The sequence below is a fragment of the Patiriisocius sp. Uisw_017 genome, from assembly GCF_047731265.1.
Lineage (GTDB): Bacteria > Bacteroidota > Bacteroidia > Flavobacteriales > Flavobacteriaceae > Patiriisocius.
In genome coordinates, this window is sequence record NZ_CP159835.1 from 417,876 (window position 1) to 435,964 (window position 18,089).

The window sequence follows — 18,089 nt, forward strand, 5'->3', positions numbered from 1 at the left end:
GGATCAAAACTCACCACTCAAAGCTCACAGCTATACTAATGACTGTCTTAAATTGGCAATAGTGTTTGTAGGGTTTTCTGCTCTAAAAATATAGCTTCCCGCTACCAGGACATTGGCGCCTGCTTCTTTTAGTTTTTGCGCATTATTATTGGTGACCCCACCATCTATTTCGATAAGGGTATCCAGTCCTTGTTCATCTATCATTGCACGAAGCTTTCGTACTTTTTGATAGGTGATTTCTTCAAATTTCTGTCCACCAAAACCGGGGTTTATAGACATTATAAGCACCATAAAACATTTGGGTAAAATATCTTCTAATACTGAAACTGGCGTGGTTAAATTTAGTACCACTCCTGCCTTACAGCCTGCATCTTCTATTTGGGTAAGTGTTCTATGTAAATGCACGGTAGACTCGTGATGTACTGTAATAATATCTGCACCTACATTCGCAAATTCTTCAATATACCTTTCGGGTTTTTCAATCATTAAATGAACATCTAAGGGCTTTGTCGCATGTTTTTTCATGGCCTCTATTACCGGCATTCCGTAGGAAATATTAGGCACAAAATGACCATCCATAACATCAATATGAAACCAATCTGCTTCACTATTATTAATCATTTCAACATCACGCTGAAGGTTTCCAAAATCTGCAGCTAACATAGAAGGGGCAATCAATACTTGACTCATGACTATAAAATAAAGGGGTTAAGCAAGCGCTGCAATTTGTCTGAAGTGCTTACATCGTGTTCTTTCAAGTACAGTTTAATAGTATCCAATTGTTTTTGTGTACGTACAATGGTAAAATCTGAACTGTAATCCAAAAATAATGCTTTTGATTTAGGTTTGTTTATAATTTCGAAAATAGAATGATGTCTTTCATCATTTTTTATCAAATTATTATAAAGTGGTAGGATCAAGCTCTCCTTACCCTCTAAAACCTGAAAAAAATTATCAAGGCCATGCAATAATATCCCCGTGACCCCCTTAAGGCTGTTATTAGTATACGTTTTATTAAAGATCTGCTCTATATCCCCTTTTGTTAATGAGGGATTTGCCTTACTCGTATAGCAAATAGTATGTATCATAGTATTTGGAAACTTGTTTTGAGTAAATATACGATGGAAATTAAAAACCACCGATACTTTTAATCAGTCGAGTTTAAAATAATTTAAAAAGTGCTGCATGAAAAACCTCCGGTAATCAGCCGGAGGTTATTCATCAATCAAAAAACGAACAGTTTGTGTATCTAATTTCTTGGATTATAGACTGTCGTTAAGGTTTATATTTTTATAATCTTATGGTGTTATTAAACCTATTTTAATATCAAAACTAATCATTTACATTTAGTATACGAAACTTTCAAAAGAAAGGTTGCCAAGTTCACCTAAAAATAAACCATTATGCTTCGTAATTGTTTCAAGTTAATCTTCTTGTTTAATAGAATCATTGGTCTTTTTAGTGAGTACCGTCTTGGTCTAATCTAAGCCCTTTTGAAACTTTTTAGCTGACATTATAATACTAACTATCCTTTTCCTTCTTGACCAAATATCATAAATACTATCCTTCAGGACATTGCAACACCTGAATATCTATTTGAGAAATTTCTAATAATTTCTGAGTTTCAATAGCAATCGTACGCACAAATATTTCTTGTGGGTTGCTTATATTTGTGTATTCAGTAATTGAAATTTCATTCTCACCTGTTTCGGCTTCTTCAAGTGTTTCGTAAAATGAATGGCTCACAGGATCTAATTCATCTGGAGTATCAGGTATGGCAATACAAGGCGCGTAGTCGCTAAAATTAAACAAAGCAATATCTGGTGTGCCCTCAAGTTCACACCCTCTAAAAAATCCTGTCGTGCAGGTTAGCGCACAATCTTTGGCTAGTTGTAATGAAATAGCATTACCTCTAATTGTAAAACTAGAAAATGTAAATTCTGTTATTTTCCAATTTTCATCCCAAAATTCTTCCACCTCATCTCCATTATTCAAATCTATATTTAGGTATAAATCATCGCCAATATATAAAGTAACCCATGTTCCGAAGTATATCTCAACGCCATTAAAATAGGTTACTGTGCCGTCATTATCCACTCTAAAAAACGTATTCTCAAAATCAACCAGTTCATCGTCTAAAGACCGTACTTGCCAAATGCACTCGGGCAGCGTGTTATTGCATCGTGTTCGTCTTTCTTCTTTAAAACAGCTTGATATAGCTTCTTTTAATTGCTCATTGGTTGTAATTTCTATAAGATCGCCATTAGTAAGTGTTCCTGAAATGGGATAATTCAAGCTAATGGAATGTGCTGTTGGCAAACCATCTAATAATTGAAAAAACTGAAGATCGCTTCGCATAGAAACTGCTTCTAAAAACGCAGCGTTTTCATCAAAAATAAAGAGTGCAAAATTGTAGTTAAATCTTATACAGCCTATACTCAAAGGATCTTCGTCGTTCACACTTTTAACGAGACCCAATAGTTCCTCATCCATCACGTCCTTATTATATTGCGTTTCCAAGACGGCTTCGTTATCACAGGAAAATAATACAAGTACTGCGGAAATGAAGAGTAAATTTAAAATCTTTTTCATATTAATTTCTTTTAGTATTCTTTCTTTATAGTCTTGGGGAAAAAAAAAGGTTGCGTATTAAAAAAAACTCAAAATCAAACAAGCCTTTTTTAAGGTTTACAATAGCTACAACTGCAATAACTTTTGTCACAATTAATGGAAGAAAAATACACGCGCTTTCTTTTAAGCAATCCTTAATTGCTTTGCGCTTTATTAATAATTTCTTTAATCGCATCATTCGGTATCACATCTATTGTTAAGTTAATGCGGTCTGTAGTGCCATTGTTGACAACACGGTGTGGATCTGTTAAACGCAAATACCAGCATTCGCCAACGTTCATGGGCACCAAGGTATCATTTAGATAAAACGAAACCCCATCGTTATTATCTATAGGAATGGTAAGCCGAATCATTGATTCTTCTTCTTCCAAACCTAAAGTAGGATCTGTATGTTCTTTTACGACAGAATTTGGCGCCAAAAATAAGAGTCGAACCAGATTAACTGTCGTGTATTGACTAAATATACTAACAATACTTCTTATATAAGGTGATTTCTCTAGATTAGGAGTATCGATCCATTGGGTCCAAGAACCGTCTGCATAATTACCAGCAGGGGGAGGAGAAGGCAATGAGGTATCTACTAAGTGAGCAGGAGCACGTAATGAAATTACTTTATAATATTCATAATTATCTTTTACTAAGGCGTGCACTTCTTCCATCATCTTTTCTACATCAAACAAAAAAGGCACTTGTACTCTGTCTTTAAATTGTTCCTTTGTTTCCATCTGGAGTTTGACTATTTCAGTTGATAATTGCAAATTTTCGCAATTTCATTACCAAATGTATTAATTTAAGCTCACAATCTCTAATGTGGCTAGAAAAAATTTAGCCTCCACTTTAATCAGATTCTAGTTTTGAAAAGTATACTGCAATGCTATTTCAGGCTCTAATTGGTAGTAAAAGACAATAGTATTACTTAAAGGTTGTTCTAATTTAATTTCATAAGCTACTGTGAGTGACGATTCATTTCTATGCAACCAGATGTCATCATAGATATGAACTTGGGTCTCTAGTAAAATATTTTCAAAGCCTTCTTTAGCAAGCGCCCTTAAATCAACTCTTTTTTTAGGCAATTTTGCGGGTATATGACTGGCATGTCCTAAAGAGGACAAAGCTTCTCGGACATTAAAAACTGCTCCAACTTTATGTTCTTCATCTGCGTTATCTTCTTTAGAATGAGAAGTCAATGATAGATTTATTAGTACATTTTCTGGAATTACTGTGCTGTTTTTATTGAATTGAGGAAGCAGATTGAATAAAATTGGAACATAACACTCCCGATACAATAATGCATCCAGTGTTTCACTAATGAGGATATGAAAAGAACCGGGATCAGGGATTTTGAAAGTCACCGCATCGGCTAAATGAAATTCTTGAACATAACCAGACAAACCCATCGAATGAATCAATTTTTTTGCTGAATCGAGTGACTTCTCATTAATTTCTAATACTGAAAATCGCAGCTCCTCCTTTGTAAAAAGTGAGGCTATTAAGGTTATAAATGGAGCATAAGGACCACAACCCGCATAAAATATTTTTATCGTTTCTCCAGGACGATTTTTTTGTTTCTCAAGGATGGCTCGATAAATTGCCTTTAAAAATTGTAATGTTCTTTTATAATCTAGTAAACATTGCGCTGCAAAGTTTAACCCTAAGGCCTTTCCTTTTGCGGCAGGAACCGCAGCCAGGTGTTTAATGTTATGGTCAAATCCAGTAATTTTAGTGATGTCTTGAAAATGAGCGTGAATCTCATTCAAACTTTTTTCAGCTTCAACTGGATTATTTGAATTTTCTTGTAATGAAGAAATTAACTTCTTGAGAACAATAGTCTTATCATTTTCAATCATTGCTCGTGATTAGAATTATTAAAGTAGAACAAAAATAAGGGCACCCATAAATATTCCTATTTATTCAAGGAATACTTTTTTGTGTGTTCTTATGAAGCGCCTAAATTTAGTTTTAAGCTAAAGCTAATGGCTTTATTTACTTTATCTCCATATGAGAGTAGAGATTATTTTTATTAAGAAACAAAAGATAAGCTACAACGGTTTTTTGCATTACACTTTTTTTATCCGTATCTCTCCTCTTGTATTCCTTAGGTTGCTTTAGTATCATTCGAAATGCCAAGAATCATTTCCTATTAGAGGGTATGTTCATTGTAATGTTTATTGATAATTCCTTTTTGGAGAGGAACAAATTTTAAAAACATAAAAACTCATGTACCTATTATTAATCGCAGCGTGCTCTAAATTTTTGATGGTTGAAATCTAAACTCGCAAAATATCAGGAGATCAACTTAATTGGGATGTCAAGGATAGATTTTACTTTCAGGCATTTTAAAAACATCTTGTAACTTGAAAAAGTTTACGTGGTATTTCTAAAAATTAAAGAACTTAAAAATGATCTAATTACAAAAACTAACATCTTTACTAAAAGTATTCATAGCCTGTTAGAATTTGTTCTTTACAAAAAAAATGAATTTATACAATTACATAAACCCTACATATCGTAATATTAGAAATGCATAAATCACATTTTTTTAACAATTTGGATACATCATAAAAAACAGTTTTATTTTTTATTTTTACCAATAATAGCAAACGCAAACGCAAAACCAAAAATTAAGGTAACTAATCCAGCAAAATATGGTATAAAATTAATCATTTTGGTTTGTTTATTAGATGCAAGTATATTCCAAAACAGAGCAATGAGGGAACCCAGAGACCTATAAAAATCGCTTGGTTTTCGTGGCCGTTAAAAAATAAAACTTCAGAATAGATAAGTGAAAGTATTGCCGCCAAAAAAAGCAACTTGTCAGTTAAATTAAATTTTTTAAACATTTTTTTACTTGTGATAATTTCCGACTGTTATGGCTTTTCGGTTTTGCCCTGTTTTTTTTTGTGATTTCTAGTCTTCACATTATTTAGTTTAAAGATAGCTTTTTTTTACTTCTAATATAGTATGTCAGCGCACTTTTTAGCATTAAATTAATGTCAAAAGTACATATACACTTTAATAGGATTTATTTTTTTTGCGTAGAAATAAATTGGACTTTGGAATATAGGTTATTTGTTTAATTATTATAACTCTTGTATTTATTCGTATGTTTTTTTTTAGGGCTCGATGCTACCGTATTTGTTTTTATAAGCACACATTAACAAAGCAATTAATCATATACATTTTTCAGGCGAGGTCTTTTAATAAAATTTCCACCAAAAGCTTCCAGTAAAAAAATCGCTTTTTTATACCGCTATTTTTAGAGGTATTAAAGAGACCATAAAAAATCCACTCGTCTACACTTAAAAGCATTTCATCTAAAGATAACCTATAATTCAACAAACCTGAGTATTGATTTTTAAAAAATTAAGTAGCTTCCGTTACTAACCTATTATTTTAGATGTTTTGAAAAAAAAATTAAATATTTTATTGATTGAAGACAATATTATTGAAGTAATGAAAATGGACAGAACCCTTTCATTATTAAAACTAAAGCATAACATAATCAAAGCGAAAACGGCAGATGAAGCCTTCGAGATTTTAAAACAAAAGGAGCGTTTTCCAGACATTATTTTATTAGACCTAAACATGCCAAAAATTAGCGGTATTGAATTTTTATCAACCTTGAAAAGCAACGATAATTTAAAACACATTCCAACCATAATTTTAACAACATCAGACAATGAGAACGATTTAAATAAATGCTATAAGATTGGTATTTCTGGATATATCTTAAAGCCTTTAAAATATGAAGATTATGTTAAAAAAATAGAAATAGCTTTATCTTATTGGTGTATAAATGAATTAAAAAGATATTAAATATGAAAGGCTATAAGTCTTTACTGAGTTTTTAGACTTGGTTTAAAAAAAGTTTGGTTTAAAAAATAGCTGTTAAAAACATTCAATAGTGCAAAGGGTGCGTCTGCCCCGAAAAGCACATAAGTTTATCCCAATTGAGAATTACCTATCTTTATTGTTCAAGAAAGAATTGGAATTTATAAATCAATTAGCACAATCTATAATTTTGGACTTGGATTAATTGATAACATGTTCTAGCAATCGTGGCAGGATGACTACAAATGCTTTAGAAAAAGTAAAAGGAGAGGAGCCACAAGCAAAATTTATCATTAACAAAAAATTAATGAACCAAGACAAAATTGACATATTAAAAAGGAATTTACAAAAAGAAAAAACCGCAAGAAAAGCGGCAGAAGAAATAGTGGATAATAACCCCAATGATTTATATCTTTTAGAGGAACTTAAAAAAACAAACTTAGCGTTAGAAAACCTTCTAGAACAAAAATCTTCTCAATTAGAAGGCGTTTTCGAAAATATTAATGATGGTTACCTTCTAATGGATATGTCTGGCAATATTCTAAAAATGAATGACATCGCTGCTGCCTTTTTTGGATATAATATTGTAAAAGAGAAACTTAGTGTTTATAATTTAATTTATCCCGAAGATTTAGAATATGGAACTAGGGCATTCATATCTTTAAAGGAAGAAGGTGTGTTCACTAATTATAGGACAAGAATTTTAACGAAAGATAAGCAAGTAAAGTGGGTACAAATTAATGGTAACCTTATTGTTGACAAGGAAAATAGGCCTACTGGAGCACAAGGAATTATTAGGGACATTACCTCTGAAAAAAGAGCTGAAGATTTATTGACTGAATCAGAAAACAGGTTATCATCTCTTATTAAAAATTTAGATAGTGCTGTATTGCTAGAAGATGAGAACAGAAAAATAATCTTAACAAATAACAAGTTTTGTAAGCTGTTTAATATACCTGTTTCGCCAGATTTACTAGAAGGAGAAGACAGTCTTGCTGCTGCGAATGAGAATAAACATTTATTCAAAGATCCAGAAGATTTTATTTCTAGAACAACAAATATCTTTGAAAAAAAACAACAGGTTTTAGGTGATGAACTAATTATGGCCGATGGGACAATCTTAGAACGCGATTTTATTCCAATCTTAAAAGGAAGCGAATACAAAGGGCATCTTTGGACCTTTAAAAATATAACCTTACGAAAGAAATACAGGGAGAACTTAGAAGCCCAAAAACAAAAATACTATAACATTATTGCTAATATGAACCTTGGTTTAGTAGAGGTTGGTAATAATGATAAAGTCTTAATGGTTAATCAGAGTTTTTTAAAAATGTCGGGGTACACTGAAGCCGAATTATTTGGTAAAGAAGCCGGTAAATTATTGCACTCAAAAGATGTCTCAAGGATAGTTTCTAAAGAAAATAATAATCGTAAAAAAGGGGAGTCCAACAGGTATGAGCTTAAAGCAGAAACAAAATCTAAAGAGGTAAGAGAATGGTTAGTTAGTAGTGCTCCCAATTATGACGATAGAGGGCAGGTAATTGGATCTATAGGTGTTTTTTTAGATATAACTGAAGTTAAGCGAAATGCGAAATTAATAGAAGAACAGAAGAAAGAGCTAGATACTATTGTTCATAATTCTACAATAGGTATAGTTCTAACGAAGCGTGGTCGAATCATAAAGACCAATGCAGCAATTCAAAATATGATTGGGTATTCTGAGTCAGAATTAAACACATTTGTAATAAATGATTTGTCTTTTGACGAAAATCCTTCTTCTTTTAAGACCTATATTAAGAAGATGTATGCTGATAAAATTAATCATTTTGTTTATACAAAAAGATATAAAAAGAAAGACGGTTCACTTATTTGGACAAAAACCAATGTTAATATTGTAAGAGATAATGATAATAAAGTAAAACATGAAGTAGTATTTATTGAAAATATTACTGAAAATAGACAGAAAACTTTAATTATTGATTTAATAAATAATCTTACCAAATCAATATTAGGTAAAACAGATATAACTGAGATTGCCTGGGAAATTGTAAATAATATTGCAGCGTATTTAGATACTGACGATTGCGTTATTTACTTGGTGGACCACGAAAAGAAAACTACAGAACAGATAGCAGTTTATGGGGCTAAATTGACCAATAACAGTCAGATTATTAACAAGTTATTTCTTCCAAAGGGAAAAGGAATCGTAGGAAGTGTTGCAAAATCAGGAAAATCTGAACTTATAAACGACACTTCAAAAGATGACCGTTACGTCATAGATGAAGAAAGGCGTTTTTCTGAAATAACTGTTCCCATTATGAGTAACGGTATTGTTATTGGAATTATTGATTCTGAGCATAAGGATAAAAATCACTACACGCAGGAGCACCTTAAAACACTCGAGAGTATTGCTGGCTTAGCGGCTATAAAATTAAGAACAGCAATAAGCATAAGAGAACATAAGAAGGTAGAAACACGCAATGAACAGCTCCTTAAAAAATTAGAAAAAAGTAATAATGAATTGAATGAATACGCGCATGTTGTCTCCCATGATTTAAAATCTCCTCTACGAAGTATTGATGCATTGGTTTCTTGGATTAAAACCGATAACGAAGGTTTATTAGATGGAAATACACTACAGAATTTTAATTTAATTGAAGACACTTTAGAAAAAATGGAGCTATTAATTTCAGATATTCTTTTTTATTCTAGTATCGATGCGACAACTTCAGAAAAGCAAAATGTAAATTTAAATAGTGTTATAGAAGACTTACAAAAAATTATTTTTATTCCAAAAAACATATCCGTTCAAGTACTTAATAAATTACCCATAGTAAAAGGTGAAAAAACTAAATTTCAACAACTTTTTCAAAATCTAATCGGCAATGCTATTAAATTTAATGATAAAGAAAAAGGCCTTATTCAAATAGATGTTTTAGAGAATAAGTCATTTTATCAATTTTCGATAAAAGATAATGGAATCGGAATTGAAAGTAGGTATCTGGATAAAGTTTTTAAATTTTTCCATTCCTTAAAACCAGATAAAGAATCATCAGGTATAGGACTTTCCATAGTGAAAAAAATTGTTGACCTATATCAAGGCGAAATTTGGATAGAATCTGAACCAGGAATAGGAACAACTTTTTATTTTACATTAAAAAAATAGTTATGGAAAAACCCAACTTAGAATATGTAGAACAGCTGGCAAGAGGAGATAAATCTTTAAGGAAAAGACTTATCGATATTATAAAAAATGAGTTTCCTGAAGAAAAAGAAGCGTATTATAAAAGTTTAAAAAATAAGGATTACAAAAAAACAGAAGAGAATGTCCATAAACTTAAACATAAAATTATTATCTTAGGGCTTGAAGAGAATTATAAAACAGCCAATAAATTTGAACATGATCTAAGAGAACTTAATTTAGATAGAGTTCAAGATTTTGATAAAATTTTAATAGCTATTTCATATTACTTGAAAACTATTTAGACCTTATGAATTGTATTATCGTGGATGATGAACAAATGGCAAGAGTTATTATTAAAACTCTTTGTGATGAGATAGAGTCTTTAAAAGTTGTTGGTGAATTTTCAAACGCAATGCAAGCCATTAAGTTTTTGAATGCGAACGAGATAGACCTAATTTTTTTAGACATTCACATGCCAGACTTTAATGGTGTAGATTTTATTAAAACATTAAAAAATCCACCAAAAATAATTTTAACAACTTCCGATTCACAGTTTGCTATCGAAGCTTTTGAGTATGATTTTATCGTAGATTATTTACTAAAACCTATGGAATCAACAAGATTCCAAAAAGCGATACTAAAGGCTCAAAAACGTGAAACTACCTCAAACGAAATAAAATCAGATTTAGAAGTAAAAAACGATTTTTATGTTAATATTGATAGACGTCTTATAAAAATACATTTAGAGAGTATTTGCATTGTAGAAGCAAAAGGTGATTATATCCATATAAAAACAGAAGAAAGAAATTATGTAGTTCATTCTACGCTAAAAAAGATAGAAGAAAAGCTACCGGATTCATTATTTTTAAAAGTACACCGCTCTTATATTATTAATGTTAAGAAAATTGTTGATATTGAAGATAATACTGTTGTCATAAAAAGAGACGTTATCCCGGTAAGTCGATCTAAAAGACCAGAATTAATGAAACGCTTGGATTTGTTATAACGTTTCGTTTATGCTTAATTGGTAAAGGCCGAAAAATAAAAACCCCTCTCTATAGTTTTTTAATTGTCTGTATCCTAGTATATCGATTATGCAAAACTGAGAAAACTTCAGACCTTGTAAAAAAGATTGACAATCCACTTAAAATTTAGAAACTAGAAAACCACCCTCTCAATTAAAACATCAACACATAAATCACCGAATTACTTTTGCCTTAGTGTATTTTTCAATTCCTTTTCCATTTTATCTTCAATTAAAACAAAATCAGGTATAATATCTAATGACACATTAGCTGTATAAATTCTAAAAACTTTTACTTGTTTTTCAACACACTACTTTGTTATAAATAGTTATATCTCTTTCTTCGAATTGATTAATACTCTTCTCCAGAAGATACTACTGAAATTGGAAGGTTAAAATAAAATGTTGTTTCTACATTAGGAGTGCTTTTTAAATAGATCTGTCCATTATAATGAGAAATAATTTTTTTAACCATACTTAATCCAATTCCTGCTGATTTAGTTGATTCGACAGCTTGAAACATGTCAAATATTTTTTCGTGGTATTTTGAATGTATTCCAATACCATTATCTGTGATTGAAAAAACATAATCTTTTTGCGTTATTTCACATTCTATTTCAATGAGACCATTCTTTTTATCAATATGCTCTAGAGCATTTTCTATAAGAATTTCAAATACTTTTCCCAACTTATTTTCATCAACAAATAAAGTAGGCAATTCATTTTTTATTGTAATTGTTGCAGCAGGTGGTTTATGCGTTTCATTTACAATCCGTTTTACAATAGTATTACTATTTACTAATTTATTTTTAAAAGCAGCAGAAGTGATATTGTTATATTGTTCTAGTTTTACTAACAACAAGTCCATTTTTTCTATTTTGCCTTCCATCATTTGAAAGTTAATAGTAGCATCTTGAAAATTATTAGTTTCATCCCTATCCTCTTGAGACCAAGTTAATAAATCTGAAATATTTCTTAATGAAGATTTTAATTCATGTGAAATTAAATGAGAATAATTATCTAATTCATTTTTCTGGTTTTGAAGAATCGCAGATAATGATGCAGTTTTATCGATAATATTTTGATCTATTATTAATTTTTTATTAATTTTATTTTCAACAGCATTCAGCAAATCGTTTATATTTAACGGTTTCGTTAAATAATCTTCAGCCCCTAGATTCATTCCAATTCTAATATCGTCCTTTTCTGCTTTTGCTGAAAGAAAAATCAATGGAATACTCGCTGTTTCCCTATTTGTTTGTAGTTTTTCAAACATTTCAAAACCGTTAAGACGAGGCATAAGTATGTCTGAAATAATAAGATCTGGATGCTCTATTAAAGCCAGTTCAAAACCAATTAATCCGTTTTCAGCCTGAAAAACCTTATAACCTTCCATGACCAAAATATCATAAATCTCTTCTCTAATGGCTAAGGTGTCTTCTACAATTAATACTTTATACATGTTGCTTATTTAAAATCTTTACAATAAAGGATGTTCCATTTCCATTTTTACTCTTCACAATTATTTTTCCCCCCATTATATCTATTGCGTCTTTTGCAATCGTTAAACCAAGTCCTGTGCCTTGGATTAAATCAGCATTTTTTCCTCGAGAAAAAGGCTTGAAAATGTTTTTAAGCTCTGATTTAGAAATTCCTATTCCATAATCTGTTATCGTAACAACGGTGTACTCTTTTTCGGAGGACAAGGCAATAGTAATATTTTTAGCATTTGGAGAATACTTTACAGCGTTACCAATTAGATTGATAAAAATATTTCTGCCCAATTTTTCATCAATAAGAATGTCAGTAGTTTTTAGACCTTCGGCATCAATTAGTTCTATATCATGTGATTTTTCAGAGGCACTAGAGACTTCGTTAATTATTTCATGCAGAAAGTCTCCAAGATTTATATTTATAGGGTGTTGTATAATTTTACCTGCTTCAGCCTTACCAACAATTAAAACATCGTCTAATAGTTTTGTCATATGCAAAACCTGATCTTCTATTTTGTCTAGCTTTTTTTGTATGATAACTGGCTCCATTTTAGCCCAGTATTTTTTAATAGAGCCTGCAGCAAAATTAATTGATGATAACGGAGTTCTAAATTCATGAGATGCCGTTGAAACGAATCTCGATTTTAATTGGTTTAATTCTTTTTGCTTTTCTAATGCTTGGTTTAATTTTAAGGTTCTTTCATTTACTTTCAATTCTAACTCGTTACGATAACCAACCAGCTCAGTGATATCTTGACCTACTCCTAATACCCCAATAATTTTCCCATTGATGTCACGTCGGGTACTTGAGTTTAATAATACCATTACACGCTGTCCATTTTTTGTAAATAGCGGAAATTCATAGTTGGCAGTTTCTTGACCAAGCAAAGCATCGTCCAATACTTTTTTTACGGACTCTCTGTAGTCTTCTGTGATATAGGTTTGTACCAGATCTTTTCCTAATACTTCGTCTTTTGTAAATCCAGTAATGCTTTCAGAAGTTTGGTTCCACTCGTTAACAAGTCCTTTACTGTCGATACCAAAAATAGGAGCGTTTGCGGTTTCAATAAACTGCCTTAATTCTTTTGCGATAGATTCTGATGCCGTTCGTAGTGTATCTATTTCCGAAATATCTTGTCCTACTCCTAATACACCCGTAATTTTCCCATTTGTATCCCGTCGTGTACTTGAGTTTAATAATACCATTACACGCTGTCCATCTTTCGTAAATAGCGGAAATTCATAATTGGCAGTTTCTTGACCAAGCAAAGCGTCGTCTAGTACTTTTTTTACCGACTCTCTGTAATCTTCTGTAATGTAGTTTCGCACCAAATCTTTCCCTAATACTTCGGCTTTTGTAAATCCTGTAATGCTTTCAGAAGTTTGGTTCCACTCGTTAACAAGTCCTTTACTGTCGATACCAAAAATAGGAGCGTTTGCGGTTTCAATAAACTGCCTTAACTCTTTGGCAATGGATTCTGATGCCGTTCGTAGTTTATCTATTTCCGAAATATCCTGACCTACCCCTAATACACCCGTTATTTTCCCTTTAGCATCACGACGTGTACTTGAATTTAATAATACCATTACACGCTGTCCATCTTTGGCAAATAGCGGAAATTCATAATTGGCAGTTTCTTTACCAAGCAACGCATCGTCCAATACTTTTTTTACGGACTCTCTGTAATCCTCGGTGATGTAGGTTTGTACCAGATCTTTTCCTAATACTTCTTTTTTTGTAAATCCAGTAATACTTTCAGAAGTCTGGTTCCACTCGTTAACATGTCCTTTATTATCAATACCAAAAATAGGAGCATTAGCAGTATCAATTAATAATGTTAAATCATGCGCTACATTTTCCATTTCAGAACGGTAAACATCAAGTTCAGTTTGGAAGGCAAGTTCTTTGTTAGCAAGGATTAATTCATTTGCACGTTTTTGTTTCTCTTTATTGGCTAGGACTAATTCATCTGCTCGTTTTCGTTTCTCTTTGTTGGCTAGAATTAACTCATCTGCCCTGCTATCTTTCTCTTTATTCTGAAAGGCAAGTTCGGTATTAGCGATCGCTAATTCATCTGCTCGTTTTTGTTTTTCGTCGTTTTGAAAGGTAAGTTCTTTATTTGCAATGGCTAATTCGTCTGCTCGTTTTTGTTTTTCGTCGTTTTGAAAAGCAAGTTCTTTATTTGCAATGGCTAATTCATCTGCTCGCTTTTGTTTTTCATCGTTTTGAAAGGTAAGTTCTTTATTTGCAATGGCTAATTCGTCTGCTCGTTTTTGTTTTTCACTGTTCTGGAAAGCAAGTTCTTTATTTGCAATGGCTAATTCATCTGCTCGTTTTTGTTTTTCACTGTTCTGGAAAGCAAGTTCGGTGTTTGCAATGGCTAATTCGTCTGCTCGTTTTTGTTTCTCTTTATTGGCTAGAAATAAATCATCTGCCCTGTTATCTTTATCTTTATTCTGAACGGCAAGTTCGGTGTTAGCGATGGCTAATTGTTCTGTTTGTTTTAAAAGGATTTCTTTTTGTGCAGTTTGAGAGTTAATATCAAACATGATCGCGACATATTTAATTATTTCCCCATTTAGATCTTTAAAAGGCATAATGGTTATGTCCATCCAATAGAGCCCTCCTCCTTTTTGCTTATTGCATACTTTACCTTTAAACACTTTCCCAGAACGAATAGTTGAGATCATATTAGTAAAAAATACTTCAGGCTGTTTTCCGCTCTTTAATATTCTATGACTGTGACCCATTAATTCTGCTCTATGGTAGCCGTAAAATTCACAAAACTTGTCGTTAACAACTGTAATATTGAAATTAGCATCAGTTTCAGAAACGATGGCTGCTTTATTTAAACAACTATTTTGTTGTTCCAACTCAACTTTAACAGCAGCCAACTCATTTGCTCGCTTATCCTTCAAAACGTTTTGACCAAAAAGTTCTTTATTAGTACTATTTAAATTATAAATAGTTTTTTGTAATTCGACTCTCTTTTCTTTAAGTAAACCCTCAGTTTTAGTTCGTGCTTTTTTTTCTTTTTCAAGATTTTTTATTAATTTAATTTTAGCCTTTTCAGTTTCAGTAATGTCTGTCATGGAAACACCTACTCTATTTTCTAAAACTTTCCATGCGGTAACGTGATAAAACTTATCATATGCTGCGCCATAACTCTTAAATCTAATTTCCTTTCCTGTTTTATCAACACGAGCAAAAGAAGTGAACCAATGGTCTTCTATAACAGCAACAATCGAGGATATTTTTTTATTTAATAATTGTTCCTGAGTTTTGCCAAAAAAATTTTCGACTGAAATATTTAATGCCCGGATATAAAAATCGATGGGTTGACTATTATTATCATAAATAAGCTCTATCACAAAAACCATGTCTGCCATATGATTAAAGAACTCCCTATATGGTAGTTCTTTTGAAGACCTAGTGGCATTTTTTTTTAATGCAATGAGCTCCTTTTCCAATTCCTGATACGAAGGTTTACTCATAGTTTCACGATTTTAAATTAAATCTAGTACGCTTTTGTATTTCGCTGTTCATTTACTTATCGATCGCACTGTTATAACTCATTTTTTTTAACCTAACTTTAAACAAAAGACCTAAGCAATGACAAAGATTAATTGTCTGTGAATTCACCAAAATTAAATTTGTAGTATAAACTTACTTCCATAAGAGTCCTTCTAGTATATATTCCGATGGATAGCAGTTTAGCATAGCCGAGTGGGAACTTCTTGATGTTAAATAGACCTATATTTATTGTGATCTCATCTTTGGTTTCTAACAGATTTTTAGCATTCCTATAGACTTTACATTCTTGCCTTATAATCCATTCATCTACAGTTAAAAGCATTTCATTTATATAAAACCTATAATTCATAGGGCGTAATAATTTATTATTAAGAAATTAATTATTTTCACTCGTTAAAATTATTTTAGCGATTTTGAAAACTAATTATACGTTCAAATAAGCATTTATGATTTCCCACGATATTCCACTGAATGAAAGTGAAAGGTTGAAAAGTTTATATAAATATAATATTTTAGATACTTTACCTGAAGAAGATTTTGATGCCATTACAAAAATTGCTGCTAGCATTTGCAAAACGCCTATTTCACTCGTCTCTATTATTGATAAAAACAGGCAATGGTTTAAGTCGCGCCATGGTTTAAATAACATAGAAACACCAAGGGATATTTCCTTTTGTTCTTACAGTATTTTAAATCCAGATAAATTATTTATTGTAAGGGATGCTACAAAAGACGAACGCTTTTATAACAATCCACTAACTACTAATTACCCTAATGTTATTTTTTATGCAGGTGCTCCATTAAATAGTTCAGACGGTTATTGTTTAGGCACGCTATGTGTTATTGATAATACACCGAGAAAGCTAAATAAAAATCAAAAAGAGAACCTAAAATTATTAGCAAAACAGGTTGTTAACTTATTAGAGTTAAGAAGAAAGAATGGTGAATTATTGCAAGCAAATGAAGAGGTTTTAAGATTGAATAAACAATTAAGTGCATTTGCTTACAAGTTATCACACGACATCAAAACCCCAATAAGCGGAATAAAGCATCTTTCTGAGATAGTACAGGAAGATTATGCCCACACATTAGATAGTAAAGGAAAATCATGGCTCGCACTAATTTCTTCTAGCAGCACCTATTTATATTCTTTAGTTGAAGGAATGTTGAATTTTACAAAAGCTACAAATGCAGAAATAGTTTTCGAAACGTTTAATTTTGAGAAATTACTTGAACAGATTAAAACATCTTGTAATTGGGATGATACCTATATAATCAACTATACCAATTGTGATATTACTTTAAAACAATCAAAAATAGCTTTCATTCAAATATTTCAAAACCTACTCTCTAATAGTATAAAATTTGTAGGTGAATCGCAATCTATTATTTCTATTACTTTAGAAATTCAATCCAAATTTTATGAGATAATTTATAAAGACAATGGCCCTGGAATTGACAAAAAATACCATAAAAAAGTATTTGAACTTTTTGAAACTTTAGAGAAGAGCAGCAGCACTGGAATTGGCCTACCTACTGTTTCTGATCTATTACGAAGGCTAGGAGGAAGTATTGAGATAGAAAGCCCAAAAGAAAAAAAATTAGGAATTGAGTTTTGTCTAAAAATTCCGATAATAAAAGATTAAAAAGCTTTCTCCTTTTTTAATATTTTTCATTTATCACCTACATTTAAGGAGCAAATTATAGCGCAAAAATTGACGCATCATCTCTGCCATATTTTTTAATAACAGCATTTACATGTATTCTATTTGTTTTAAAATACCCGCAGCACTTTTTGTTCTCTAAACCCAGTTGTTTATTTGCTGAGATTCACTTTAGACAGGGCTTCGGTTTTGGAACATCGGAAATACTTTAGCAATAAAACGCTACCAGAATGCTTATGCGTAGATTAGTTTCTATAATGGTATGACAGCACACCCTACCTGCTTTAGAATACTCTATAAAAGTGACTTACACTGTTTATTCCAGCTAAATCATCAACCTCGGATATGTTTAAATCTAGGGTGTCGAACAAGTATTTAGGGTATGCATATTTCAGGACGGGTCATTATGTTTGCTAACGGCAGTCTGTCTAACAACTAAATTTAAATTGCTGAAAATCGCGTATTCAGAAATTTTAAAATCCACCTTCCCGTATATCAGAGCTACTGCAATAGGTTATTAGACAGTATGGCGGTATTGTAAAAGATTAGTTGACCAGTTTAAGTGCCTTGGACCTCTTGGGGTATCAAAAGGTATTGCGTGCACACAGGTTGAAACGGCAAGAGATTAGTGTGCACTTAAGCACAAACCAAGAGTTCGTAAAGAGCTAAACTAAAACACCGCCTTTAGCATCCTTAAAAATAATTTAAGCGTTGTTCGATCGTTTTA

General features: G+C 31.6%; 12 protein-coding genes. 5 read left to right on the forward strand and 7 right to left on the reverse strand.

Annotated features, from left to right (window positions below; genetic code table 11):
* Positions 1-30: 30 nt before the first annotated feature.
* The 5 genes from rpe to ABXT67_RS01995 form a co-directional block, all read right to left on the reverse strand.
* Positions 31-690, reverse strand: a complete 660-nt coding sequence (gene rpe / locus ABXT67_RS01975) for a ribulose-phosphate 3-epimerase (RefSeq protein ID WP_415375621.1) — start codon at positions 688-690, stop codon at positions 31-33.
* Positions 691-692: 2 nt separating this feature from the next.
* A complete protein-coding gene (locus ABXT67_RS01980) occupies positions 693-1,088 on the reverse strand; it encodes a BLUF domain-containing protein (protein WP_415375622.1) in 396 nt (131 codons plus the stop codon).
* A 472-nt stretch (positions 1,089-1,560) separates the two neighbouring features.
* Complete coding sequence (locus tag ABXT67_RS01985; RefSeq protein WP_415375623.1) at positions 1,561-2,592, reverse strand: hypothetical protein; 1,032 nt, start codon at positions 2,590-2,592, stop codon at positions 1,561-1,563.
* A gap of 173 nt (positions 2,593-2,765) precedes the next feature.
* Positions 2,766-3,356 carry an aspartyl/asparaginyl beta-hydroxylase domain-containing protein gene (locus ABXT67_RS01990; protein ID WP_415375624.1) on the reverse strand — a complete coding sequence of 197 codons (591 nt, stop codon included), beginning with the start codon at positions 3,354-3,356 and terminating at the stop codon, positions 2,766-2,768.
* Positions 3,357-3,479: 123 nt separating this feature from the next.
* Positions 3,480-4,478, reverse strand: coding sequence for a phytanoyl-CoA dioxygenase (locus ABXT67_RS01995; protein ID WP_415375625.1), 999 nt, complete (start codon positions 4,476-4,478; stop codon positions 3,480-3,482).
* A 1,555-nt stretch (positions 4,479-6,033) separates the two neighbouring features.
* On the opposite strand from ABXT67_RS01995, the gene ABXT67_RS02000 reads away from it, so the two are divergent.
* The 4 genes from ABXT67_RS02000 to ABXT67_RS02015 all read left to right on the forward strand — a co-directional run bounded on the left by ABXT67_RS02000 (position 6,034) and on the right by ABXT67_RS02015 (position 10,652).
* Positions 6,034-6,447 (forward strand): response regulator, encoded by a 414-nt coding sequence (locus tag ABXT67_RS02000; protein WP_415375626.1) that lies wholly within the window; start codon positions 6,034-6,036, stop codon positions 6,445-6,447.
* 322 nt (positions 6,448-6,769) lie between these two features.
* On the forward strand, positions 6,770-9,628 hold the full coding sequence (locus ABXT67_RS02005) for a PAS domain S-box protein (RefSeq protein ID WP_415376897.1): 2,859 nt from the start codon (positions 6,770-6,772) through the stop codon (positions 9,626-9,628).
* A 2-nt stretch (positions 9,629-9,630) separates the two neighbouring features.
* Entirely contained in the window at positions 9,631-9,948 is a 318-nt protein-coding gene (locus ABXT67_RS02010) for an Hpt domain-containing protein (protein ID WP_415375627.1), read from the forward strand.
* A 5-nt stretch (positions 9,949-9,953) separates the two neighbouring features.
* Complete coding sequence (locus tag ABXT67_RS02015; RefSeq protein WP_415375628.1) at positions 9,954-10,652, forward strand: LytR/AlgR family response regulator transcription factor; 699 nt, start codon at positions 9,954-9,956, stop codon at positions 10,650-10,652.
* Positions 10,653-11,022: 370 nt separating this feature from the next.
* On the opposite strand, the gene ABXT67_RS02020 is transcribed toward ABXT67_RS02015, so the two are convergent.
* Together ABXT67_RS02020 and ABXT67_RS02025 are read right to left on the reverse strand one after the other, a co-directional pair.
* On the reverse strand, positions 11,023-12,132 hold the full coding sequence (locus ABXT67_RS02020; RefSeq protein WP_415375629.1) for a sensor histidine kinase: 1,110 nt from the start codon (positions 12,130-12,132) through the stop codon (positions 11,023-11,025).
* Positions 12,125-15,658 carry a PAS domain S-box protein gene (locus ABXT67_RS02025; RefSeq protein ID WP_415375630.1) on the reverse strand — a complete coding sequence of 1,178 codons (3,534 nt, stop codon included), beginning with the start codon at positions 15,656-15,658 and terminating at the stop codon, positions 12,125-12,127. The genes ABXT67_RS02020 and ABXT67_RS02025 overlap by 8 nt, the downstream gene beginning before the upstream one ends.
* 486 nt (positions 15,659-16,144) lie before the next feature.
* Here ABXT67_RS02025 and ABXT67_RS02030 point away from each other — a divergent pair, with 486 nt between their 5' ends.
* Complete coding sequence (locus ABXT67_RS02030; RefSeq protein ID WP_415375631.1) at positions 16,145-17,344, forward strand: ATP-binding protein; 1,200 nt, start codon at positions 16,145-16,147, stop codon at positions 17,342-17,344.
* Positions 17,345-18,089 lie beyond the last annotated feature (745 nt).